Raw genomic sequence first — 22,506 nt, 5'->3', positions numbered from 1 at the left:
CCCTGAGGGAGAGGGTCGGGGCGCGCGACAGCGCGCACCGGAGTGAGGGTTTAGAGCGCCCATCATGGACCTCGGCACCCCCTCACCCGACGCGCTGCGCGCGTCGACCTCTCCCCGCTGGGGAGAGGTTAAGACGGCCGTCCCGATCAGCCTCACGCGTTGATGTAGGGCACCGTGATGCGCGACGGCCGGATCAGCCATTCGGGGACGGGGATGCCCTTGCTGCGCAGAAATTCCGGATTGAACAGCTTCGACTGATAGCGGGTGCCCGAGTCGCACAGGATCGTCACGATCGTCTTGCCGGGGCCGAGCTCCTTGGCGAGCCGGATCGCGCCGGCGATGTTGATGCCGGACGAGCCGCCGAGGCACAGGCCCTCCTGCGCGATCAGGTCGAACAGCAGCGGAATCCCTTCCTGGTCCGGGATCTGATAGGCTAGGTCGATCGGCGCATCCTCCAGATTCTTGGTGATGCGGCCCTGGCCGATGCCTTCGGTGATCGACGAGCCTTCCGCCTTCAGCACCCCGGTCGTGTAGTACGAGAACAGCGCCGCGCCCTTCGGATCGGCGAGCGCGATCTTGATGTCCTTGTTTTTCGCTTTCAGCGCCATGCCGACGCCGGCGAGCGTGCCGCCGGTGCCCACCGCGCTGACGAAGCCGTCGATCGTGCCGCCCGTCTGCTCCCAGATCTCCGGGCCGGTGGTGCGGATGTGGCCCTCGCGGTTCGCGACGTTGTCGAACTGGTTCGCCCAGATCGCGCCGTTGGGCTCGCTCGCCGCCAGCTCGGCCGCGAGGCGGCCCGAGATCTTCACGTAGTTGTTCGGGTTGGCGTAAGGCACGGCCGGCACCTCGACCAGCTCGGCGCCGAGCGCGCGCAGCGCGTCCTTCTTCTCCTGGCTCTGCGTCTCCGGAATCACGATCACGGTGCGGAAGCCGAGCGCATCGGCGACCATAGCGAGCCCGATGCCGGTGTTGCCGGCCGTGCCCTCGACGATGACGCCGCCGGGCTTCAGCGCGCCCTTGGCGATCGCGTCCTCGATGATGAACAGCGCGGCCCGGTCCTTCACCGACTGGCCGGGATTCATGAACTCGGCCTTGCCCAAAATGGTGCAGCCGGTCTGTTCCGACGCGCGCTTCAGCTTGATCAGCGGCGTGTTGCCGATCGCGCGCGTCACGTTCTCGCTCATCTGCATGCTGTCTCCGTTCGGCATGGCGGCTGTCGATCGTGAAGCAGGTTTTCGCGCGACAGTGAACCGGGCCGGTGGAGAAGAGCAGACCCTATTTCGCGTCCTCCGGGCAATTCTCATCTCCGTCGCGGCGACCATGGCGCGCATTGACGGTTCGCGACTCACGCAATATATCGAGTTACATGAGGCGGGACGGGCGGCTGTCGGGCATCTTGCATGTGCTCCTGCACATGGCGCAGCGGGACGCGCCGGTGACCTCCGAGGTCCTGGCCAAGGCCATGCAGACCAACCCGGTGGTGATCCGGCGGATCTTGGCGGGCTTGCGCGAGCACGGCCTGGTGCGGTCCGGCAAAGGCCATGGCGGCGGCTGGTCGCTGGCGCGGGATCTCTCCGCCATCACGCTGCTCGACGTCTACGCGGCGCTCGGCCGCCCGCCGCTGTTCGCCATCGGCAATCGGGCCGCGGCACCGGCGTGCCTGGTCGAGCAGGCCGTCAACGGCGCCCTCGACCGGGTGCTGGACGACGCCGAGGCGCTGCTGCTGGCGCGGCTCGGCGAAATCACGCTCGCCACGCTGAGTGCGGACTTCCACGCGCGTCTCGCGTCGCGGGGGGGCGTCCATCGATCGGAGAGTCCCGATGTCGCTTGAATCGAGCCCATTGAACTTCCTCGATGCCTTCGAGGATCCCGCAATGGTGGCGCGCTACACGGACGGTCCGCGGCGCTTCGTGCCGGGGTTCGACGATCTCCACCGCATGACCGGGCTGCTCCTCGCCGAGCGGGTGCCGAGCGACGCGACCGTGCTGGTGCTCGGCGCCGGTGGCGGGCTCGAGCTGAAGGCGCTGGCGGAGGCGCAGCCGGGATGGCGCTTCGTCGGCGTCGATCCGGCGGCCGAGATGCTGCGGCTCGCCGAGCGCACGCTCGGGCCGCTCGCGGCGCGGGTGCAGTTCGTGAAGGGCCTCGTCGACGATGCGCCGGAGGGGCCGTTCGACGCGGCGACGTGCCTGCTGACGCTGCATTTCCTCGACGCCGACGAGCGACGCCGCACGGTCGGCGAGATCAGGCGGCGCCTGAGGCCGGGAGCGCCGTTCGTGGCGGCGCATTCGAGCTTTCCGCAAGCCGCCGCGGAGCGCAGCGTCTGGCTGTCGCGCTACGCGGCGTTCGCGGTGGCGTCGGGCGCCGAGCCCGAGCTCGCCGAGAGCGCCCGCAAGGCCGTCGAGGCCCATCTGCCGCTGCTCGATCCGGCCGAGGACGAGGCGGTGCTGAAGGATGCCGGCTTTTCCGGCGTGAGCCTGTTCTACGCCGCCTTCACCTGGCGCGGCTGGGTGGCCTACGCCTGAGCCGCGCGTCGGCTCCTTCTGGGCTCACGCCTTGGTCTCGGCGAGCGCGGCCAGCGCCCGCTCGCGGGCGACCTTATGATCGACGAGCGGCGCCGGATAGTTTTGTCCGAGCGTCACGCCGGCGGCCGCCAGCTCCAAGCGCGGCATGTCGAACGGCCGATGAACGTGCTGCGCTCCGAGACCGCGTAGCGCGGGAATCCAGTGCTTCACATAGGCCCCGTCGGGATCGAATTTCTCTCCCTGCAGGATCGGATTGAAGATGCGGAAATAGGGCGCGGCGTCGGCGCCCGAGCCGGCGACCCACTGCCAGCTCGCCGCGTTGTTGGCCGGATCGGCGTCGAGGAGCGTGTCCCAGAACCACCGCTCGCCCTCGCGCCAGTCGATCAGCAGGTGCTTCACCAGGAACGAGGCGACGACCATGCGCACCCGGTTGTGCATCCACCCCGTCGTCCACAGCTCGCGCATGCCGGCGTCGACGATCGGATAGCCGGTCTCGCCGCGCTGCCACGCGTGCAGGGCAGACGCATCACTACGCCACGGAAAGGCGTCGAAGCGCGGCTGGTAGTTCTTCGTCGCGAGCCCGGGATTGTGGTCGAGCAGGTGATAGGAGAACTCCCGCCACACCAGCTCGGCGATGAACTTGTCGATGTCCTGGCTGCTCGCGCCGCCGCGCCCGGCCTCGCGGGCATGCCGGGCGGCGTGAAAGATCTGGAACGGGCTGATCTCGCCGAAGCGCAGATGCGGCGAGAGCCGCGACGTGTTGGTCCGATCCGGCCGGTCGCGCAGCGTCGCATAGCCCTTCAGCCCGTCGTCGAGGAAGGCCGCGAGCCGTGCGCCGGCGGCGGCCTCGCCGGGCGTCCAGAGGGGGCGAAACCCGGCCGCCCAGTCGGGTGCGGTCGGCTCCAGGCTCCAGTCCTCCAGGCGGTCGGAGGGAACTCCCGCGACGCCCCGCAGGGTCTTCGGGGCGGGCAGGGCGCTGCGCGGCGCGGGCCGGGCCAGCAGCGCGCGCAGGAACGGCGTGAACACGCCGTAGGCGCCGCCCGTCTTGGTGCGCATCTGCGCCGGCTCGACGAGCAGCGAGGCCTGGAAGCTCGCGACGCCGACGCCGCGCGCGGCGAGCGCGTCGGCCACGGTGTCGTCGACGGCCGCGGCGGCCGGGTCGTAGCGCCGGTTCCACACGACCTCGGCGGCGCCGATCTCCTCGACCAATGTGGGCACCACCTGCGCGGCCGGCCCGCGCCGCAGGACGAGGTGAACGCCACGGGCGCGGAGATCTGCCGCGAGTGCCCGCAGCGATCCGGCGAGCCACCAGCGCGAGGCGCCGCCGAGGGGCCGGACGCCGGGGCTCTCGTCGTCGAGCACGTAGACCGCGACCACCGGACCGTCGCCGCCGGCCGCCGCCGTCAGGGCCGGGTTGTCGGCGAGGCGGAGATCGTCGCGGAACCACACGAGGGTCGGCGGCGAGGCGGCATTCGGCATGCGACGTGTCCCGACTGGGGTGGATCGGTCTCTAGATACCACTCGGCGGAAGAGCGTGCAGCCGGCCGGACCGATGCCGATGATCGTCCTGGATGGTACGCGCAGGGCGCGGTCCGGTTCACTTCGATGCTGTCGAACCGCCACACGGCGCGGGTGCCGTTCTCGGCTGGGATGAATCGGAGTTGATGTCCGCTCGTCCCGCGAAGGCGCCAGCGAATGCACTCATCGCATACCACGCATAGGAGCGTCATGCGCGGGCGCGACCCGCGTATCCATCACGTCACCAAAAAGCGTTCTGTTGCAGAGAGATGGATCGCCGGGTCGAGCCCGGCGATGACGTCGAAGCGGGCGGCCGCGTGTTTGCCTCTTGCCGACAGAAACCCTGGATCCCCGCTTACGCGGGGATGAGCGGAGTGTGTGGTGACTGCCCTGGAAATCGCTTCAAAGCGAGGCGCCACCGCAGATGGCGATCTCCTGGCCCGTGATCGCGGCGGCGTTCTCGGACAGCAGGAAGGCGACCAGGGCGGCGATCTCGTCGGGGCGGATCAGGCGGCCGAACGGCGGCGTCACGGGTGGGATCTCGGCGCGGGCCGGGTCGGCCAGCATCCCCGTGTCGGTCGCCGCCGGGGCGACGACGTTGATGGTGATGCCGCGGGCCGCCACCTCCTTGGCCCACGACCGTGCGAGCCCGACCAGGGCGGCCTTGGCGGCCCCGTACTGGCTCTTCATCGCGACGCCGTGCGCCGCCCGGCTGCCGATCAGGACGACGCGGCCGCCCTGGCCCATGGCCGGCACCAGCCGGTTGGCCAACGCGATCGCGGCGTCGACATGGATGCGCCACAGAAGCTCGCCGTCGGCGGGATCGAGGGCGCCGAGCGGCGCCCCCCGCATGATGCCGGCGGCATGCACGAGCGCCGTCGCTCCGTCGATCCGGTCGAGCACGGCGGCGCGGGCCGCCGGATCGGCGAGGTCGACGGCGACGCCCGAGAAGCCCGCGGCCGTGATGGTCGGGGCCGAGCGGTCGAGCCCGGTCACCCGAAAGCCGTCGTCGAGCAAGCGGCGCGCGATGGCGGCGCCGATCCCCGAGCTCGTTCCGGTCACGACCGCATGTCGCATCGCGCTCACTCCGGCTTGAAGCCGATCGAATCGAGAAGCTGCCGCGAGCGGGCGATCTCGCTGGCGACGAACTTCCGCGAGTCCGCGATGCTCTCGGCGACCGGCTCCAGCATGGTGATGCGCAGCTTCTCGATCACGGCCGGGTCCCGCATGGTCTCCTGGATCAGCGTGTTGAGCTTCTCCTGGATGTCGCGCGGCGTGCCCTTCGGAGCCCAGATGCCGTACCAGGAGTTGAACTCGAAGCCCTGGAGGCCGCCTTCCGCCATGGTCGGCAGGTCCGGTGCGATCGGCGAACGCTGCTTGGTGGCGATGCCGAGGGTGCGGATGTGGGTGCCCTGGTTTGCGGCCGGCAGCAGCGCGAAGGTCGGCTCGATCAGGAGCTGGACGCTGCCGCCCATGGTGTCGGTGAGGGCAGGCGACGTGCCGCGATAGGGCACCATCTCGAACGGGATGCCGGTGCGGTGCGCGAACGCGATGGTGGCGAGATGTCCGGCCGAACCGAGCGACGAGATCGCGAACAGATACTTGTGGGGGTCGGCCTTCGCGGCGGCGAGCAGCTCGGGCAGGGTCTTCGCCGGGCGGGTGTTCGAAATCACCAGCACGAGCGGCGCCACCGCGGTGCGGCCGACCATCTCGAGATCCGTCTCCGGATCGAAGGTCGCGCCCTTCACCACCATCGGCATCACGGCCGTGTTGAAGGCGCTGGCGAGCAGCGTGTAGCCGTCCGGCTCGGCGCGCAGCACCGCCATGGTGCCGATCAGGCCGGAGCCGCCGGTGCGGTTCTCGACCACGGTCGAAACACCGAAACGCTCCTGGATCTTCTGGGCGATCAGTCGGCCGAGGGCGTCGTTGGCGGCGCCGGCCGGCCACGGCACGATGATCTTCACGGTGCGGCCGGCCTGCGGCCACGCCGTTTCGGCCGCTGCCGCCGCCGCCGTCGCGACGACGGCCACGGCCGCTGCCAGGGTGATCAGAAGTCGTCGCATGTCGGAGTCCTCCCGGAATCGTTGATCGAAAAGCAGCTAGAACAGATGCGGTCCGCAGAGACCTGGGACCGGTGCGCGGGGGCGGCGTGTGACGAAGTAACTAACTGGTTCATTAGCTCGACTGTCAATTCGGAGAGACCCGTTCGCACAGCCGCGTTGCGGCCCGCAGAGGACGCATGCTGATATTGTGCAGCGCACCTAACTGACGCCGCATCGTCGCCGCGGTAGGATCGCGGCCCGCCCGCGAGCGCTTCAACGAGTCGGAGATCGGCGACATGATCGGCAGCGGCGACACCGGAGGTTCGGGCGAGGATCTGTTGATCGCCCGGCATTTCGCTCCGCTCGCGACCCACCCGGGGGCGCTGGGGCTCTCCGACGACGTCGCCGTGATGACGCCGCCGGACAACTGCGAGCTGGTGCTGGAGACCGACGCGATCGTCGCCGGCATGCACTTCTTCGCCGACGACCCCCCGGCCGCGATCGCGCGAAAGGCGCTGCGGATCAATCTCTCGGACCTCGCCGCAAAGGGCGCGCGGCCGCTCGGCTTCCTCCTGTCGCTGGCGCTGCCGCGCCGATCGGGTCGCGCCACGGCGGACGCGGCGGCCGCCGTGGTGGTCGACGACGCTTGGCTCGCGGCGTTCGCCGCCGCGCTGGGCGAGGACGCGAGCGTCTACGGCTGTCCGCTCTACGGCGGCGACACGGTCGCCTCGCCCGGCCCCGTGATGATCTCGGTGACGGTGATCGGCGCTGTTCCCACCGGCACGCTGGTGAAGCGCAGCGGCGCCCGGCCGGGCGACCGCGTCCTCGTCACCGGCACGATCGGCGACGCGGCGCTCGGCCTCGTGCTGCGGATGGAGCGGGCCGGCGCCGAGGACTTCGGCCTGACCGCGGCGGAGCGCGACCATCTCTTGTCGCGCTATCTCGAGCCGCGGCCGCGCACCGCGCTCGCCGAAGCGGTGCGCACGCACGCGACCGCCGGCATGGACGTCTCGGACGGGCTCGCCGGCGATCTCGCCAAGCTGTGCCGGGTGTCGGGCGTGACGGCCCGGATCGAAGTCGGGCGCGTGCCACTGTCGGGCGCCGCGCATCGCCTGCTCGACGCGGCGCCCGAGCATCTGGCGGCCGTGCTGTCGGGCGGCGACGACTACGAGATTCTGTGCACGGTGCCGCCGGAGCGTCTCGCCGCCTTCACGGCCGCCGCGGCGGCGGCCGGCGTGCCGATGACCGACATCGGCGAGATTCTCGACGGGCAGGGCGCCCCGGTGCTGCTGGGCCAGGACGGCCTTCCGCTGGCGCTCGACCGCGCGAGCTTCAGCCACTTCTGATCCGGATTCTGTTTATCGGCTTCCCGTCATTCCGGGTTCGGCGCTGCGCGCCGCCCCGGAATGACCGTAACGGCCGGCCGTTCACCCGAGCGCCGCCACATCTGGGCGCCATGCCTGCCCTGCGCGCGACGCCGGCAACGGAGCCGCGGTCGCGCTTGCGCGGGAAAGCCTGTTTCCTATGATCGCGGCCCCGCGTATCGGCCCGGGCCGAGCCTCCCGGGATGCAATCGGAAGGAGACGTCCATGGTGGCTGCCGTGCGAGTCCACAAGGTCGGCGGACCCGAGGTGCTGACCTACGAGGAGGTCGACGTCCCGGCGCCGGGACCCGGCCAGATCCGCATCGCGCAGGCGTCGTGCGGCATCAACTTCATCGACACCTATTTCCGCTCCGGCCTCTACCCGTCGCCGGTCGGGCTGCCCTTCATCGCCGGCAACGAGGGCGCCGGCACCGTCACGGCGGTCGGCCCCGACGTCACCGACATCAAGGTCGGTGACAAGGTCGCCTATGTGGTGGCGCTCGGCAGCTACGCGGCGGAGCGCCTTCTGCCGGCGGCGCGCGTCGTCAAGGTGCCGGACGGCATCGACCTCGCCCAGGCCGGCGGCATCATGCTCAAGGGCATGACCGTGTGTTATCTGCTCCGCCGCACCTTCAAGGTCGGGCCCGAGCACACGATCCTGATCCACGCGGCGGCCGGCGGCATCGGCCTGATCGCCTGCCAGTGGGCGAAGCGGCTCGGCGCCACCGTGATCGGCACGGTCGGCTCCAAGGACAAGGGCGAGCTCGCCAAGGCGAACGGCTGCGATCACGTGATCTACTATCGCGACGAGGACTTCCCGGCTCGCGTCAAGGAGATCACCGGCGGGGCGCTGTGCGACGTGGTCTACGACGGCGTCGGCAAGTCGACCTTCCCGGCCTCGCTCGACTGCATCAAGCCGCTCGGCATGTTCGTCTCGTTCGGCAACGCCTCCGGCTCGATCGAGGCGTTCAACATCAACCTCCTGCAGGCCAAGGGCTCGCTGTTCGCGACGCGCCCGACCCTCAACCACTACGCCGCCACCCGAGCCGATCTCGACGGGCTCGCGAACGAGCTGTTCGAGGTGGTGAAGAGCGGCGCCGTCAAGATCCCGATCCAGACCCGCTACGCCCTGAAGGACGCGCAGCAGGCCCATATCGACCTCGAGGCCCGGGCGACCACCGGCACGTCGATCCTGGTGCCTTGAGCGCGTCCGCCGACAGCCCTTCGGGCGAGATGCCCTGGGGCATGGTCGCGACCATCGCCATCGCGCTCCTGGCTTTCGCGCTGGGGCAGGCGGTGGCGGCGGTTCTCCTGTCGAGCTGGCTCGGTCCGGCGGCGCTCGCCGGGCCGGCGCTGCCGGCGCATGGCGGCGCGGTCGTGCTGGTCGTGGTCGCGGCCAACGTCGTGCAGACCGTCACGCTGGTGCTGGCGGCGCGTGTGAAGGCCGGCTCGGCCTTCGCCTATCTCGGGCTCGACGTGCCGGGCCGCCGCGACCTTCTGGTCGGGCTCGCGAGCCTCGTCGCGCTGGTGGTCGTCGCCGACGGCGTGACGCTCGCGGCGGGCCGCGACCTCGTCCCGCCGGTCCAGATCGCCGTGTGGCGCAGCGCCGCCGCGCAAGGCGTGCTGTGGCTCTTGTGGCCGGCGCTGGTGCTGGTCGCGCCGATCGGCGAGGAGATCCTGTTCCGCGGCTTCGTGTTTCGCGGCTGCGCCCGCAGCGAGAAAAGCGCGATGCCGACCATCGTGCTGACCGCCTTCGTGTTCGCGCTCCTGCACGTCCAGTACGACTGGGTCGGCATCCTGCTGATCTTCGCCGTCGGTCTTCTGTTCGGCTGGCTGCGCTGGCGCACCGGCTCTACGACGCTGGTGATCCTCCTGCACGTCGTCCTCAATCTCGAGGGCATGATCGAGACGATGGTCATGGCCGGGTAGGGCGCCCGCCGGCGCGGTGACGCTCACGCGGCCGGACGGCGCTCGGCCGGGCGCCGGCGCAGCGCCCGCGTCCAGGTGGCGAGACCCCGGCGCAGCGGCCGCAGGTCGATCAGGCGGCGGTCCGCCCGCTCGACCCGCTCGACCGCGTGGACGACGGCAGTCGGCCGGACGTGGTGGACCATGTGGCCGCGCCCCTCGACCCGCACCGTCGTGCAGTGTGCCAGCCGGTCGGTCAGCCAGGGACCGTGGTGGTCGAACGGCGCGATGCGGTCGCAGTCGCCGGCGATCACGACGGTCGGGCAGGCGATCTCGTGCAGGCGTTCCGCCGCCGCCTCCATGGCCGCGTTGAAGCCGTTCAGCTCCGCCGCCATCGCCATGACGGCGCAGGGCTGCACGGCGACCGCGAAGGGCAGCCCGAGCACGTGGTCGGGCACCGGATCGGGCGCGAAGGTCGCGGCCAGCGAACGGGCGGCGAGGAACGGCGCCACCTGGGGCAGCGCCCAGCGCACCGGCCAGCCGAGCATGGGTTTCGACGCCACCCGCAACAGCGGCCGGGCCGCCGGCGGCGTCGGCCGGCAGAACGGGCCGAGCAGAACCAGGCCGGCGATGCGGTCCGGCCGCGCCATCGCGTGGCACAGGGCGATCGACGACGCGAACGAGTGGGCGACGATGACGGGCCGCTCGACCGCGAGCGCGTCGAGCACGGCGGCGAGCCACTCCGCCTGGCGGTCGGGCGCCATGCGGTCGGCCGGCTGCGGCGCCGAGCCGCCGTAGCCGGGGCGGTCGATCGCGAGCAGCCGGTGGCCGGCGGACAGATCGAGCAGCGGCGCCATGATCTCCTGGGCGAGGCTGCTGAGCCCGTGCAGGAGCACGACGGGAGGGCCGGCGCCGGCTTCGAGCACATGCGCGGCGCCGTTCGGCAGGTCGACGGTGAGGTGGCGAGGGGAGGTCATTCCGAAGTCCGCGGCGCGCTGCTCCTGATCGACGGCGAGTGCCGTCGTGGTACAAAGCGGAGCGGAGGGCCGGGAGTTCCTGTGTCGGAACCGTGACGGTCGGCGATCGCGCTCGCCCAAGCGCCACCGGGAACCCGGATCGCCACGGCGGCTTGGTGCGATATGGCGACCGAACGCGAGACGCAGCCGAAACCAGAGAGAGCGGACCGTGCAGACGGTGCGGGGCAGGACGACGCGCTTCCGACGGCCGGTCCGCACGCCGCGCCCGAGCTCACCGATCCCGGCAAGACGCCCGGCAGCGGCACGCTGCCGAGCGACGAGGAAAATGCCGGCGACGCCACCGAGGCGCCGACCGGCTGAGCCGTGTGTGGGGCGACGTCAGCGCTGTGGGCGGCGGCGCCGGCTGCGCACCGGCACCGGCACGAGCCGCGGCTCGTTGGCCGAGGCGAGCGCCCGCAGGCCGGCGGCGATCATCAGGCCGAGCACCGCGATCAGCCCGGTCGCCGTCATCATGTCCGCACCCACCACGCTCATCGCGCTCTCCTGTTGCTTGTCGACCTCTCTACGACGACGAGGCCGGTCCGGATCACAAGCGGCTGTTCCTGACCATCGTCGACGATCACGGCCGAGATATGGGGCTTGTTGGGGAAAATTGAACCCTCGATCCTCCGATTATTGACAATCTGCCTCGCCGGGTGAAGGCTCGCGGCCGGTTCCGCAGCCGCACCGGGCTCCCGCCTTGACCCAGTCGTCCGCCACCTCGTCCCCCTCGACGCTGCGCGACCGCGCGTTGCGCGAGGTCGTCCGCCGCATCGAGGAAGACGTCATCTTCGGCCGGCTCGCCCCCGGCGCCCGGCTGGTCGAGGACCGGCTGATGGCGCGCCACGGCGTCAGCCGCCACTGCGTCCGCCAGGCGCTCGCCCAGCTCGAGCAGGCCGGTCTCGTCCGCCGCGAGAAGAACGTCGGTGCGACGGTGCGGTCCTATGCGGCCGAGGAGGTGGTGAAGATCTACGAGGTGCGCGAGTTGCTCACCCGCCAGGCGGCACTGATGATCGCGCTGCCGGCGCCGGCCGCGTTGATCGACGGCCTCGCCGCGATCCAGGTCCGCTACCGCGCCGCGATCGAGGCGGGCGATCTGCGCGGCGTCCACGAGGAGAACGACGCGTTCCACCTCGCGCTCTTCTCGGCCTGCGGCAACCCGTATCTGGTGCGCACCCTGCAGGACTACATGAATCTCACTTTGCCGATGCGGGCCAAGAATCTCGGCGACCGCGCCGGACGCGACGTCTCGGTGCGCCAGCACGACATGATGATCGAGCTCCTGGGCGGCCGTGACTCCTGGGCGCTCGCCCAGCTCTGCGTCGCTCATCTGCAGGCGAGCAAGTCCGACTATCTGGCACGCGTCGCGGCCGGCACGCCGGTGCCGCTGGCGATCGTCACGGAGGACCGGCCCGACCGATGAGACGACGGCGCGCCGCGCCAGCAGAACGACGATCAAGATCGACGATTCAAGACCGACGGCCAAAGAACCAAACAACGAAGCTTCACGGGAGAGACACCATGCGAACCACTTTGGCACTCGCGGCAGGGCTCTTGCTCGCCGCCAGCGCGACGATGACCACGACACTGCCGGCCTCGGCTCAGGAGGCGTGGCCGACCCGTACCGTCACGATCGTCGTGCCGTTCGCGGCGGGCGGCACCACCGACATGTTCGGGCGGCTGTTCGTCCAGGCCATGCAGGACAAGTACAAGACGCCCTTCGTGATCGAGAACAAGGCGGGCGCCGGCGGGACGCTCGGCGCCGCCTGGGTGGCGCGCGCCAAGCCGGACGGCTACACGCTCCTGGTCGGCACCGCGAGCACGCAGGCGATCGCGCCCTTCGTCTACAAGGACCCCCGCTACGACGCCGAGAAGGACTTCGCCGCGATCAGCCTGTTCGCCAAGGTGCCGAACCTGCTCACCGTCACGCCCAAGCTGCCGGTCAAGACCGTGCCGGAGCTGATCGCCTACGCCAAGTCGCGGCCCGAGCCGCTGGTCTACGGCTCGTCGGGCGTCGGCAGCGCCACGCATCTGCCGGCCGAGCTGTTCCAGATGATGGCCGGCATCAAGCTCGTCCACGTGCCCTACAAGAGCTCGAACGACGTCGCCGCGGCGCTGTCCGGTGGCCATGTCGACCTCGCCTTCGACAACATCACGTTCGCTTGGCCGCTGGCGCAGTCCGGCACGGTGCGGGCGCTCGCCGTCACCAGCACGGAGCGCAGCCCGACCGCGCCGGATCTGCCGACCATCGCCGAGACGCTGCCCGGATTCGACGCGCCGTCCTGGCACGGGCTGTTCGCGCCGGCCGGCACGCCGCGCGCCGTGGTCGAGCAGATCGCCGCCGACATCAAGACGTTCTTCGGCACGCCCGAGATGGCGGCGCGGCTGAAGGAGATCGGCGCCGTCGCCTCGCCCATCACGCCGGACGCCTTCTCGTCGTTTGCGACCGAGGAGAGAAAGCGCTATCGCGACATCGTCGCCAAGGCCGGGCTGCAGCCGTTCTGATCCGGCCTCTCGAGCCCGACCACCGTCGACCGCGCGTGCCGCCCGTCCGGGCGGCCGCACCCCCGATCGAACAGACAAAAGCAGACAGCCCGGCCCGCCGCGGGCCGCAACGGAGAAACGACCATGACGAAGGGCCTGCGCAAGGGTCTCACCAGCTACGGCGACGCCGGCTTCTCGCTGTTCCTGCGCAAGGCCTTCATTAAGGCGATGGGCTACTCGGACGACGCGCTCGACCGGCCGATCGTCGGCATCACCAACACGGGCAGCGACTACAATCCCTGCCACGGCAGCATGCCGGCGCTCGTCGAGGCGGCCAAGCGCGGCGTCATGCTGGCCGGCGCGATGCCAATGGTGTTCCCGACCATCTCGATCCACGAGAGCTTCGCCCATCCGACCTCGATGTTCCTGCGCAACCTGATGGCGATGGACACCGAGGAGATGATCCGGGCGCAGCCCATGGACGCCGTCATCGTCATCGGCGGCTGCGACAAGACGCTGCCGGCCCAGATCATGGCGGCGGCGAGCGTCGATCTGCCGACCGTGGTGGTCCCGGTCGGGCCCATGGTGGTCGGCCATCACAAGGGCGAGGTCTTGGGCGCCTGCACGGACTGCCGGCGGCTGTGGAGCGCGCACCGCGCCGGCGACATCGACGAGCAGGAGATCGGCGAGGTCGAGGGGCGGCTCGCGCCGTCGGTCGGCACCTGCATGGTGATGGGCACGGCCTCCACCATCGCCTGCATGACCGAGGCGCTCGGCCTGTCGCTGCCGATGAGCGCCACCGTGCCGGCCCCGCATGCCGAGCGCGTCCGCATCGCCGAGGCGAGCGGAAGGCGCGCCGCCGAGATGGCGCGCACCGGCGGACCGCGGCCGAGCGAGATCCTCACCCCCGCGGCGTTCCGCAACGCCCAGGTGGTGCTGCAGGCGATCGGCGGCTCGACCAACGGCATCGTGCACCTCACCGCGATCGCCAACCGCACGCCGCACCGGATCGACCTCGACTCGTTCGACGCGATCGGCCGCGAGGTCCCGGTGCTGGTCGATCTCAAGCCGTCCGGCGACCACTACATGGAGCACTTCCACCACGCCGGCGGCATGCCGAAGCTCCTGCAGCAGCTCGGCTCGCTGATCGATCTCGATGCGCCGACCGTCGCCGGCGGCACGCTGCGCGACGTCGTCGCTCAGGCCGAAGAGGTGCCGGGTCAGACCGTGATCCGCTCGGCCGCGAACCCGATCAAGCCGGTCGGCGCGGTGGCGGTGCTGCACGGGAACCTGGCGCCGCGCGGCGCCGTCATCAAGCATTCGGCGGCGACGCCGTCGCTCCTGCAGCACACCGGCCGCGCCGTGGTGTTCGAATCGACGGCCGACATGGCGGCCCGTATCGACGATCCCGATCTCGACGTGCGGGCCGACGACGTGCTGGTGCTGCGCAACACCGGCCCGAAGGGGGCGCCCGGCATGCCCGAGGCCGGCTATCTGCCGATCCCGCGGAAGCTCGGCCGGCAGGGCGTCAAGGACATGGTCCGCATCTCCGACGCCCGGATGAGCGGCACGGCGTTCGGCACCATCGTTCTCCACATCACCCCGGAGTCGGCCGACGGCGGCCCGCTCGCCCTCGTCCAGACCGGCGACATGATCCGGCTCGACGTCGCGGCACGCCGCATCGACATGCTGGTCGACGACGCCGAGCTGGACCGGCGCCGCGCCGCGCTCGGGGCGCCCGCGGAACCGGCATGGGCGGCCCGCGGCTACGCGCGGCTGTACTGGACCTCGGTGCTGCAGGCCGACGAGGGCTGCGACTTCGACTTCATGCGCCGGCAACCCTGACGAAGGTATTGGAAGCGGGTTTCGATGGTCTAGCCTAAAGGTTTCGGAGTCCGTAAACGCACCAGTTCTGGCTAGATAACTATACGTATACAAAGCGTCGGATGGCCGGTGCTACGGTGCCCCCGGCACGCCTCGCCAGGGTACGGAGACGACGTGGAGGGGTGCCGGGCGGGCGGGTCCCCTCCGTGCAGTCGCTCGTCATTTCTTCTGTCGGTCGTGCCCCGCGCCGTCGAGTCGGCAGTACCTTTCTTCGGCCGAGCATTCCTGTTTTCAGGGTTTCTCGACAGAACCTTCTCGGGTCCAAGACATTACCCATTTTGCCGAGCCGTCCGTGGTCCGTGCACGGCCGTCGGTCCCCGCTGTCCCGGCGAGCCCGCATGTCCGCTCACGACGATCCGATCCTGGCCGCCATCGAGACCCACCGCACGGCACATGCAGCCTGGCTCCAGGCCGCGGCCGAGGAGTACGGGGCGCCGGGCGACCCGGAGGCCCGGGCCCACATGGACCTTCTGCGGGCGAAATCCGAGGCCGCCGCCTGGGCCCTGCTCGAGGTGATGCCGTCGACCCCGACGGGCCTTCTGACGCTGGCGACCTATGCGGGCGACTTCGTCGTCGCCGGGCACGCGTGGCCGGAGGGCTGGGACCAGCGCTTCTACGCGGTCGTGGTCCGCTGGCCCGGCGAATGAGCCAAGGCCTGGCCGTCCTGGGCCATTGTCGCGCCAGAGGCGGTGGTGGTCGGGGTCGGTCGCCGGTCCCGGATCAGCTTCCGGGTTCGACCGCAAGCTCGTAGTAGCCCTCGGTTCGCGGCAGAGTGGAAGCCGACCGGGTGACATGGAGTCCATGGTATAGGAAGGAAGAGTCGGCCCGCCGGCTCGATCGCGACGGATGCGCGGCCGCCGGGTCCGTGGATCCGACCACTGGAGCTTGGGTTCGATGTTTCCGTCCGTAGCCGCCACCGAAGCCACGTCCGAGCCGGGGCGCGACGTGCGCACCGGGCTCGATCCGGCGAGCCTCATGCAGGCCGTCTGCGATTATCTCTACTACTTCCAGGGCCGCCACCCGGCGACCGCCTCGCGCAACGACTTCTATCTCGCCACCGCCTATGCGGTGCGCGACCGGCTGTTCCAGCGCGGCATCCAGTCGCTCGATGCGCTCCTCCACCGGCCCGATGGACGCACGGTCGCCTATCTCTCGGCCGAGTTCCTGATGGGGCCGCAGCTCGCCGCCAACCTGGTCAATCTCGGCATCCACGACGCCATGCGCGAGGCGCTGTGGCGAATGGACATCCGGCTCGAGGACCTGATCGAGCACGAGGTCGAGCCGGGGCTCGGCAACGGCGGCCTCGGCCGGCTCGCCGCCTGCTACCTCGATTCCCTCGCGACGCTCGAGATTCCGGCGATCGGCTACGGCATCCGCTACGAGTTCGGCATCTTCAACCAGCAGATCCGCGACGGCTGGCAGGTGGAGCTCACCGACAAGTGGCTGCATCTCGGCTATCCGTGGGAGGTCGCCCGGCCGGAGCGCGCCGTCGCGGTGCGGTACGGCGGCTATACCGAGGCCTACACGGACGAGGACGGCCGCCATCGGGTGCGCTGGATCCCGGCCGAGGTCGTCAAGGGCGTGCCGCACGACACGCCGATCCTCGGCTACCGGGTGAAGACCTGCAACCTGCTGCGCCTGTGGCGCGCCGAGGCGGTGCAGACCTTCGACTTCGAGGCCTTCAACATCGGCGACTACGCGCGCGCCGTCGAGGACCAGGTGACGTCGGAGACGATCTCCAAGGTCCTCTATCCCAACGACGCCTCGCCGCAGGGCAAGGCGCTGCGCCTCAAGCAGCAGTACTTCTTCGTGGCCTGCGCGATCGAGGACATGCTGCGCGCCCATCTGCGCTTCGGCGGCACGCCGTCGACCTTCCACAAGCGCTGGGCCGCCCAGCTCAACGACACCCACCCGACCGTCGCGGTGCCGGAGCTGATGCGGCTCCTCCTCGACGACCACGGCCTCGAATGGGACGACGCCTGGGAGGTGACCCAGAAGACCTTCGGCTACACCAACCACACGCTGCTGCCGGAGGCGCTGGAGACCTGGCCGATCGACCTGTTCGGGGCGCTGCTGCCGCGCCATCTGGAGATCGTCTTCGAGATCAACCGTCGGCTGTGCGACGGCATCCGCCGGGTCTATCCGGGCGACGAAGACCGGGTGCGCCGCATGTCGCTGATCGAGGAGCAGGGCCGGCGGTCGCTGCGCATGGCCAATCTCGCCTGCGTCGGCAGCCACGCCATCAACGGCGTCGCCGCCCTCCACACCGAGCTCCTCAAGAGCCAGGTGCTGTCCGACTGGGTGGCGATGTTCCCGGAGCGGTTCTGCAACATCACCAACGGCGTCACGCCGCGCCGCTTCGTCGTCGTCGCCAATCCGGGCCAGTCGAAGCTGGTCAGCGAGACGATCGGCGACGACTGGCCGATCCATCTCGACGCGCTGCGCCGGCTGGAGACCCATGCCGACGATCCCGGCTTCCGGGCGCGCTGGCGCGACACGAAGCACGCCAACAAGCGCCAGCTCGCCGCCGTGATCAAGGACCGCACCGGCATCTCGGTCGATCCGGATTCGCTGTTCGACATCCAGGTCAAGCGCATCCACGAGTACAAGCGCCAGCACCTCAACGTGCTGCACATCCTCACGCTGTACCGGCGCCTGAAGCTGAACCCCGATCTCGACATCGTGCCGCGCACCTTCGTGTTCGGCGGCAAGGCGGCGCCCGGCTATCACGCCGCCAAGCTGATCATCAAGCTCGTCGGCGCGACCGGCGACCTCGTCAACGACGATCCGGACGTGCGCGGCCGGCTGAAGGTGGTGTTCTTCCCCAATTTCAGCGTCAAGAACGGCCAAGCCATCTATCCGGCCGCCGACCTCTCCGAGCAGATCTCGACCGCGGGGCAGGAGGCGAGCGGCACCGGCAACATGAAGTTCGCGCTCAACGGCGCGCTGACCATCGGCACGCTCGACGGCGCCAACATCGAGATCCGCGAGGAGGTCGGGGCCGAGAACTTCTTCCTGTTCGGCCTCACCGCCGACGAGGTGCGCAGCGTCAAGGCGAGCGGCTACTGGCCGCGCGCGATCTACGAGCAGAACGAGGAGCTGCGCGCCGTCATCGACCTGATCGCGTCGGGCGCGCTCGCCGGCGGCGACACGACGCTGTTCCGCTCGCTCGTCGACGGCCTTCTGTGGCACGATCCTTTCATGGTGCTGGCCGATTACCAGAGCTACGTGGCCTGCCAGGAGCGGGTCGCCGCGCTCTGGCGCGACCCGGAGGCGTGGAGCCGCATGTCGATCCTCAACGTCGCCCGCATGGGCAAGTTCTCGTCCGACCGCTCGATCCGCGACTATTGCGAGCGGGTCTGGCATGTCGGGCCGCTCGGCGCTCCGACGGAGGGCGCGCCGTGACCGTCACGACGCTCGGTCCCTGCCGGTTCCGCTCGCCGCGCTCGGGCTTCGTCTCCGAGGAGGAGCGGGTTCCGGCCAACATCATCCGCGGGCCCGGCCGCGACGACGATCCGGGGGCGCTGTTCGAGCTCGCCGGCCCGCGCGAGATGCTGTTCTTCGATCCGCCGCGGGTGCGCGCCGGCATCATCACCTGCGGCGGGCTGTGCCCCGGCCTCAACAACGTGATCCGCTCGCTGGTGCGCGAGCTGCACGGCGGCTACGAGGTTCGCGAGGTCATCGGCTTCCGCATGGGCTACGGCGGTCTCGACCCGCGCAACCATCACGAGCCGGTGGTGCTGCACCACGCGAGCGTCGACGACATCCACCAGCAGGGCGGCACCATCCTGGGCACGTCGCGCGGGCCGGTCGACGTCGCCGCCGCGGTCGACAACCTGATCCGGCGCAAGATCGACATGCTGTTCTGCATCGGCGGCGACGGGACGCAGCGCGGCGCCTTCGCGCTCTACGAGGCGTGCAAGGCGCGCGGCCACGCGCTCGCCGTCGTCGGCGTGCCGAAGACGATCGACAACGACGTCCTCTATGTCGACCGCACCTTCGGCTATCTCACCGCGCTGGAGGAGGCGCGCCACGTCATCGACGCCGCCCACAACGAGGCGCGCAGCGTCGAGAACGGCGTCGCCGTCGTCAAGGTGATGGGGCGGCACGCCGGCTTCATCGCCGCCGGCGCCACCATCGCCAGCCAGGACGTCAACTTCACCCTGGTGCCCGAGGTGCCGTTCCGGCTCGACGGCGAGCACGGATTCCTGGCCGCCGTGATCGAGCGGGTGCGGGAGCGCGGCCACGCCGTCGTGGTGGTGGCCGAGGGCGCCGGGCAGGACCTGTTCCCGACCGAGCCGAAGGCCACCGACGCCTCCGGCAACGTCAAGCTGAAGGACATCGGCCCGTTCCTCGCCAAGGCGATCGGCGAGGCTTTCGCGGCCGCCAAGCTGCCGCTGACGCTGCGCTACTTCGACCCCGGCTACCAGATCCGCAGCCGGCCGGCGAACTGCGAGGACGCGGTGCTGTGCGACATGTTCGCCCGCCAGGCCGTGCACGCCGCCATGGCGGGCAAGACCGGCATGGTGGTCGGCCAGCTGCACGGCACCTTCATCCACGTGCCGACGTCGCTGATCGCGTCCGGCGCCAAGCAGCTCGATACGGACGGCCTGTTCTGGCACTCGGTGCTGGCCGCCAACCAGCAGCCCGACCGCTTCGGGTGACGTCCCATGCTCCGGCACTTCCCGAAAGATAAGGCGAATCTCCCGGCTGTCGGCCTCGTGCCCCGACCAAGGCGCGGCAGGCCGTAGGCCTGGTGCGCCGCAGAGCCGGGGTCCAGGGGCCTCATGACGGGCGGTCGGACAAGTAGCACGGTGATCCCCTCGCCTGATCGCTCGTCGTGCAGCCCTGGGTCACGACTCCGCCGCGCGGCGTCCGCGACGAGACATTCTCCGCGCCAGCAAAGCGAAACAGCGAGCCCGGGCGAAGGCGGCGCGCCGAGTCGGAACGAGCGCGAGGCTTGCGGTGGCCGGCGCCTCCACCCGGTCATCTGCCGTCGACAACTTCCGCAACCTGTGTGAACCCTTGCTGTGTCCGCGTGGCGACCCCGCCTGGATTCGAACCAGGGACCTTCAGCTTAGAAGGCTGCTGCTCTATCCACTGAGCTACGGGGCCGAATGCCTCGGCGAAGACCGGAAGGTCCGCCGTGCGGGCCGGCTGTCCTATAGCCGATCCGGGCCGGGGGGCGCCAGCCCGATGCCCGGGCGCGGACCATTCTGCCGATCGAGCGGGTCGGCTCGATCGCGCCGGCTCGCGCCCCCAGGGGCATCGGTCCACCCGCACGTCGATATTGCTCCGAAGCGTCTTCCGACGTTCGGCCCCGTCACGAGTTCGCTCGACGGTCGGCATTGTGTTTCTGGATTGTTGCTGCGACGACCACCTCGAAGCTAGGATGTTGGCTGGGAGGGCGGCAAAAATGCACGCTGAAGTGCACTACTGTATCGAGACGGTACGGTCCGTGTTTCCGGAGTTTTTCGACGGTGGTGCCGTCCTGGAGATCGGCTCGGCCGACCTCGGCGGATCGGCGCGTCAGCACTTTCAGGCACGCGACTATATCGGCGTCGATCTGGCTCCCGGACCGGGCGTCGATGTCGTCGGAAACGGCGCGGTGGTCGAATTCGATCGTCTGTTCGATGTCGCCATCTCGGTCGAGTGTTTCGAGCACAATCCACAATTCCTCGAGACGCTGAAGAACATGGTGCGCCATACCCGCCCGGGCGGTCTCGTGCTGATGACATGCGCGTCGACCGGACGTCCGGAGCATGGCACGACACGCAGCTATCCGACCATGTCGCCGGGCACCGTGGCTGTCGGTTGGGACTACTATCGAAACCTTGTCGCCGAAGACTTTGCCTCCCTGCCACTCGAAGAGTGGTTCTCGGGGTATCGATTTTTTACCAATCGAGTATCTTGCGACCTTTATTTTGTCGGCCTGAAAAGGCCATTTGATATCGCGACCGCAGTTGCTGCATTGGACCGGATCGGGGCGGTGCTCAACGTCGGCGAAGCGGACCGAATGACCGAGCAACTCGGTTCCATGCTCGATAGGATTGAGCGCCTATGCGGAGCGGGTGACACCTCTGCGGCGGCGGCCGAGGTCACCTATGCCCGGCAAAAGTTGGAACGTATTCGGGAAGGCATGGCAATCGCGCGCAATGTGGCGAGCGGCGTCCGGTCGGCCCGTTCGTTCCGGCTGGCGCTGCCCAGCCTGCGCAAGCGCGTCGACCGTCTGCGCGAGATCTTGAACGGGATCTAGCCGTTCCCTCCATCAGATGCGCCCTCGATCGCGTTTCCTCACGGGCGTCAGTGGCCGCACCGCCGCATGCTGGTGGCCGCGATCCGCGTCGGCGGCGCGGGTAGGGAAGCGGTCACGCCGCGGGGACTCCACCTCCCGGACAGTATAATTATCTATATGTGAAAATACCAATGCGATCCACCGAGATACGGAGGGCCAGCAATTTTTAATACATTTGGTCGAACGATCTCTCGATGAACGTCGAACCGGCAGGACTGGAAATGAACGCGCGCACCGAACCCGTTAAGGCAGGCCTCCGGCTGAGCATCGGGCAGAAGATATACATGCTCATCGGGTTAGCCTTTCTGGGTCTGCTCGGTGTCGCATTGCTCGACTCGCGCGAGCTCGCCGGGAGTCTTCAGGAGCAGAAGAAGCTCGAGCTGCAGCATCTCACCGAGCTGGCGGTCGGCATCGTCAAGGACGAGCACGCCGCCGCCGAGAAGGGATCCGTGCCGGTCGCCGAGGCGCAGAAGCGCGCGCTCGCCCGTCTCGCCGCGCTGCGCTACGGCGCTGCCGGCGACTACTTCATCGTGCTCGACACCAGCAACAAGATGCTGATGCACCCGACCTCGCCGCAGATCGTCGGTAAGGATCTGTCCGGATTGAAGGACGCCTACGGCAAGTTGCTGACCGTCGCCATCACGGACGTCGCGCGCAAGACCGGCAGCGGCTTCGTCGACTATGCCTGGACCAAGCCGGGTAGCGACACGGCCTATCCGAAGCTCTCCTACGTGGCCGGCTTCAAGCCGTGGGACTGGGTGATCAGCACGGGCGTGTTCGTCGACGACCTCGCTGCCCAGACCTGGGCCGCGACGCAGCGGTCGCTGATCGCCGCCGCCGTCGTGCTGCTGATCACGCTCGCCGTCTCGGTGTTCATGGCGCGCCGGATCACGGCGCCGCTGCACCGGATGACCGCCGCCACGAAGGAGCTGGCGACCGGCCGGCTCGACATCGAGGTCCCCGGCGTCGGCCGTCGCGACGAGATCGGCGACATGGCCGAGGCCGTGGCGGTGTTCAAGAGCAACGCCGTCGAGCGCCGGCGCCTCGAAGCCGAGCAGAAGGAGGCCGAGGGCCGCGCAGCCGCGGGCCGCAAGGCCGACATGGTGCGGCTCGCCGATCAGTTCGAGCAGGCGGTCGGTGGAATCATCGCCATGGTCTCGTCGGCGGCGACCGAGCTGGAGGCGACGGCGACGACGCTCACCCGCACGGCCGACACGACCCAGCAGATGTCGGCGACGGTCAGCGCCGCTTCCGAGGAGGCCTCGACCAACGTCCAGGCCGTCGCGGCGGCGACCAACGAGATGACCTCGTCGATCGGCGAGATCTCGCGCCAGGTGCAGACCTCGAGCCGCATCGCCGACGCGGCGGTGAGCCAGGCCGCGAAGACCGATGCGCGGGTCGGCGAGCTGTCGGTCGCGGCGAACCGCATCGGCGACGTGGTCAAGCTGATCACCGACATCGCCGAGCAGACCAATCT

Annotated in this window: 20 protein-coding genes and 1 tRNA gene; 14 read left to right on the top strand and 7 right to left on the bottom strand. The window is 69.8% G+C overall.

Annotated features, from left to right (window positions below):
- Positions 1-152 precede the first annotated feature (152 nt).
- Complete coding sequence (locus tag CCR97_RS02815) at positions 153-1,190, bottom strand: cysteine synthase A (RefSeq protein ID WP_111359108.1); 1,038 nt, start codon at positions 1,188-1,190, stop codon at positions 153-155.
- A 176-nt stretch (positions 1,191-1,366) separates the two neighbouring features.
- Between CCR97_RS02815 and CCR97_RS02810 the strand changes: the two genes are divergently transcribed.
- The gene (locus CCR97_RS02810; RefSeq protein ID WP_111359103.1) at positions 1,367-1,831 is read left to right on the top strand and encodes an Rrf2 family transcriptional regulator; all 465 of its coding nucleotides are present in this window, start codon (positions 1,367-1,369) and stop codon (positions 1,829-1,831) included.
- Positions 1,821-2,522 carry a class I SAM-dependent methyltransferase gene (locus tag CCR97_RS02805; protein WP_111359104.1) on the top strand — a complete coding sequence of 234 codons (702 nt, stop codon included), beginning with the start codon at positions 1,821-1,823 and terminating at the stop codon, positions 2,520-2,522. Before CCR97_RS02810 ends, CCR97_RS02805 begins: the two co-directional genes overlap by 11 nt.
- A 24-nt stretch (positions 2,523-2,546) precedes the next feature.
- On the opposite strand, the gene CCR97_RS02800 is transcribed toward CCR97_RS02805, so the two are convergent.
- The 3 genes from CCR97_RS02800 to CCR97_RS02790 all read right to left on the bottom strand — a co-directional run bounded on the left by CCR97_RS02800 (position 2,547) and on the right by CCR97_RS02790 (position 6,103).
- Complete coding sequence (locus CCR97_RS02800) at positions 2,547-4,001, bottom strand: cryptochrome/photolyase family protein (protein WP_111359105.1); 1,455 nt, start codon at positions 3,999-4,001, stop codon at positions 2,547-2,549.
- Between the two features lie 441 nt (positions 4,002-4,442).
- Positions 4,443-5,102, bottom strand: a complete 660-nt coding sequence (locus CCR97_RS02795; protein ID WP_338049050.1) for an SDR family NAD(P)-dependent oxidoreductase — start codon at positions 5,100-5,102, stop codon at positions 4,443-4,445.
- A gap of 20 nt (positions 5,103-5,122) precedes the next feature.
- A complete protein-coding gene (locus tag CCR97_RS02790) occupies positions 5,123-6,103 on the bottom strand; it encodes a Bug family tripartite tricarboxylate transporter substrate binding protein (protein WP_111359107.1) in 981 nt (326 codons plus the stop codon).
- Between the two features lie 275 nt (positions 6,104-6,378).
- On the opposite strand from CCR97_RS02790, the gene thiL reads away from it, so the two are divergent.
- From thiL to CCR97_RS02775, 3 genes are all read left to right on the top strand, one after another.
- Positions 6,379-7,428, top strand: a complete 1,050-nt coding sequence (gene thiL, locus CCR97_RS02785; RefSeq protein ID WP_201159285.1) for a thiamine-phosphate kinase — start codon at positions 6,379-6,381, stop codon at positions 7,426-7,428.
- Between the two features lie 243 nt (positions 7,429-7,671).
- A complete protein-coding gene (locus CCR97_RS02780) occupies positions 7,672-8,649 on the top strand; it encodes a quinone oxidoreductase family protein (RefSeq protein ID WP_111356676.1) in 978 nt (325 codons plus the stop codon).
- Positions 8,646-9,374, top strand: coding sequence for a CPBP family intramembrane glutamic endopeptidase (locus CCR97_RS02775; RefSeq protein WP_146618708.1), 729 nt, complete (start codon positions 8,646-8,648; stop codon positions 9,372-9,374). The genes CCR97_RS02780 and CCR97_RS02775 overlap by 4 nt, the downstream gene beginning before the upstream one ends.
- A 23-nt stretch (positions 9,375-9,397) precedes the next feature.
- On the opposite strand, the gene CCR97_RS02770 is transcribed toward CCR97_RS02775, so the two are convergent.
- Positions 9,398-10,327 carry an alpha/beta fold hydrolase gene (locus tag CCR97_RS02770; protein WP_111356678.1) on the bottom strand — a complete coding sequence of 310 codons (930 nt, stop codon included), beginning with the start codon at positions 10,325-10,327 and terminating at the stop codon, positions 9,398-9,400.
- A 162-nt stretch (positions 10,328-10,489) separates the two neighbouring features.
- Here CCR97_RS02770 and CCR97_RS02765 point away from each other — a divergent pair, with 162 nt between their 5' ends.
- Complete coding sequence (locus tag CCR97_RS02765) at positions 10,490-10,687, top strand: hypothetical protein (RefSeq protein WP_111356679.1); 198 nt, start codon at positions 10,490-10,492, stop codon at positions 10,685-10,687.
- Between the two features lie 18 nt (positions 10,688-10,705).
- On the opposite strand, the gene CCR97_RS02760 is transcribed toward CCR97_RS02765, so the two are convergent.
- On the bottom strand, positions 10,706-10,861 hold the full coding sequence (locus CCR97_RS02760; RefSeq protein ID WP_170145776.1) for a hypothetical protein: 156 nt from the start codon (positions 10,859-10,861) through the stop codon (positions 10,706-10,708).
- Positions 10,862-11,066: 205 nt separating this feature from the next.
- Here CCR97_RS02760 and CCR97_RS02755 point away from each other — a divergent pair, with 205 nt between their 5' ends.
- The 6 genes from CCR97_RS02755 (at position 11,067) to CCR97_RS02730 (ending at position 19,398) form a co-directional block, all read left to right on the top strand.
- Positions 11,067-11,789, top strand: a complete 723-nt coding sequence (locus CCR97_RS02755; protein WP_244670234.1) for a GntR family transcriptional regulator — start codon at positions 11,067-11,069, stop codon at positions 11,787-11,789.
- Positions 11,790-11,887: 98 nt separating this feature from the next.
- Positions 11,888-12,871 (top strand): Bug family tripartite tricarboxylate transporter substrate binding protein, encoded by a 984-nt coding sequence (locus CCR97_RS02750; RefSeq protein WP_111356680.1) that lies wholly within the window; start codon positions 11,888-11,890, stop codon positions 12,869-12,871.
- Positions 12,872-12,994: 123 nt separating this feature from the next.
- Entirely contained in the window at positions 12,995-14,695 is a 1,701-nt protein-coding gene (locus tag CCR97_RS02745; RefSeq protein WP_111356681.1) for an IlvD/Edd family dehydratase, read from the top strand.
- 377 nt (positions 14,696-15,072) lie between these two features.
- Entirely contained in the window at positions 15,073-15,381 is a 309-nt protein-coding gene (locus CCR97_RS02740; RefSeq protein ID WP_111356682.1) for a hypothetical protein, read from the top strand.
- A 247-nt stretch (positions 15,382-15,628) separates the two neighbouring features.
- Positions 15,629-18,139 (top strand): glycogen/starch/alpha-glucan phosphorylase, encoded by a 2,511-nt coding sequence (locus tag CCR97_RS02735; protein ID WP_111356683.1) that lies wholly within the window; start codon positions 15,629-15,631, stop codon positions 18,137-18,139.
- A complete protein-coding gene (locus CCR97_RS02730) occupies positions 18,136-19,398 on the top strand; it encodes an ATP-dependent 6-phosphofructokinase (RefSeq protein WP_111356684.1) in 1,263 nt (420 codons plus the stop codon). The genes CCR97_RS02735 and CCR97_RS02730 overlap by 4 nt, the downstream gene beginning before the upstream one ends.
- 375 nt (positions 19,399-19,773) lie before the next feature.
- On the opposite strand, the gene CCR97_RS02725 is transcribed toward CCR97_RS02730, so the two are convergent.
- Positions 19,774-19,849, bottom strand: a tRNA-Arg gene (locus tag CCR97_RS02725).
- Between the two features lie 301 nt (positions 19,850-20,150).
- On the opposite strand from CCR97_RS02725, the gene CCR97_RS02720 reads away from it, so the two are divergent.
- Both CCR97_RS02720 and CCR97_RS02715 read left to right on the top strand, forming a co-directional pair.
- Positions 20,151-20,990: a class I SAM-dependent methyltransferase gene (locus CCR97_RS02720; protein ID WP_201159284.1), complete on the top strand. Its 840-nt coding sequence runs from the start codon at positions 20,151-20,153 to the stop codon at positions 20,988-20,990.
- 323 nt (positions 20,991-21,313) lie between these two features.
- The coding region (locus CCR97_RS02715; RefSeq protein WP_244670232.1) for a methyl-accepting chemotaxis protein at positions 21,314-22,506 on the top strand (1,193 nt) is incomplete at its 3' end.

Source organism: Rhodoplanes elegans, assembly GCF_016653355.1.
GTDB lineage: Bacteria > Pseudomonadota > Alphaproteobacteria > Rhizobiales > Xanthobacteraceae > Rhodoplanes > Rhodoplanes elegans.
Note: the sequence above shows the minus strand (reverse complement) of the source record. Positions and strands in the feature narration are given on the sequence as shown.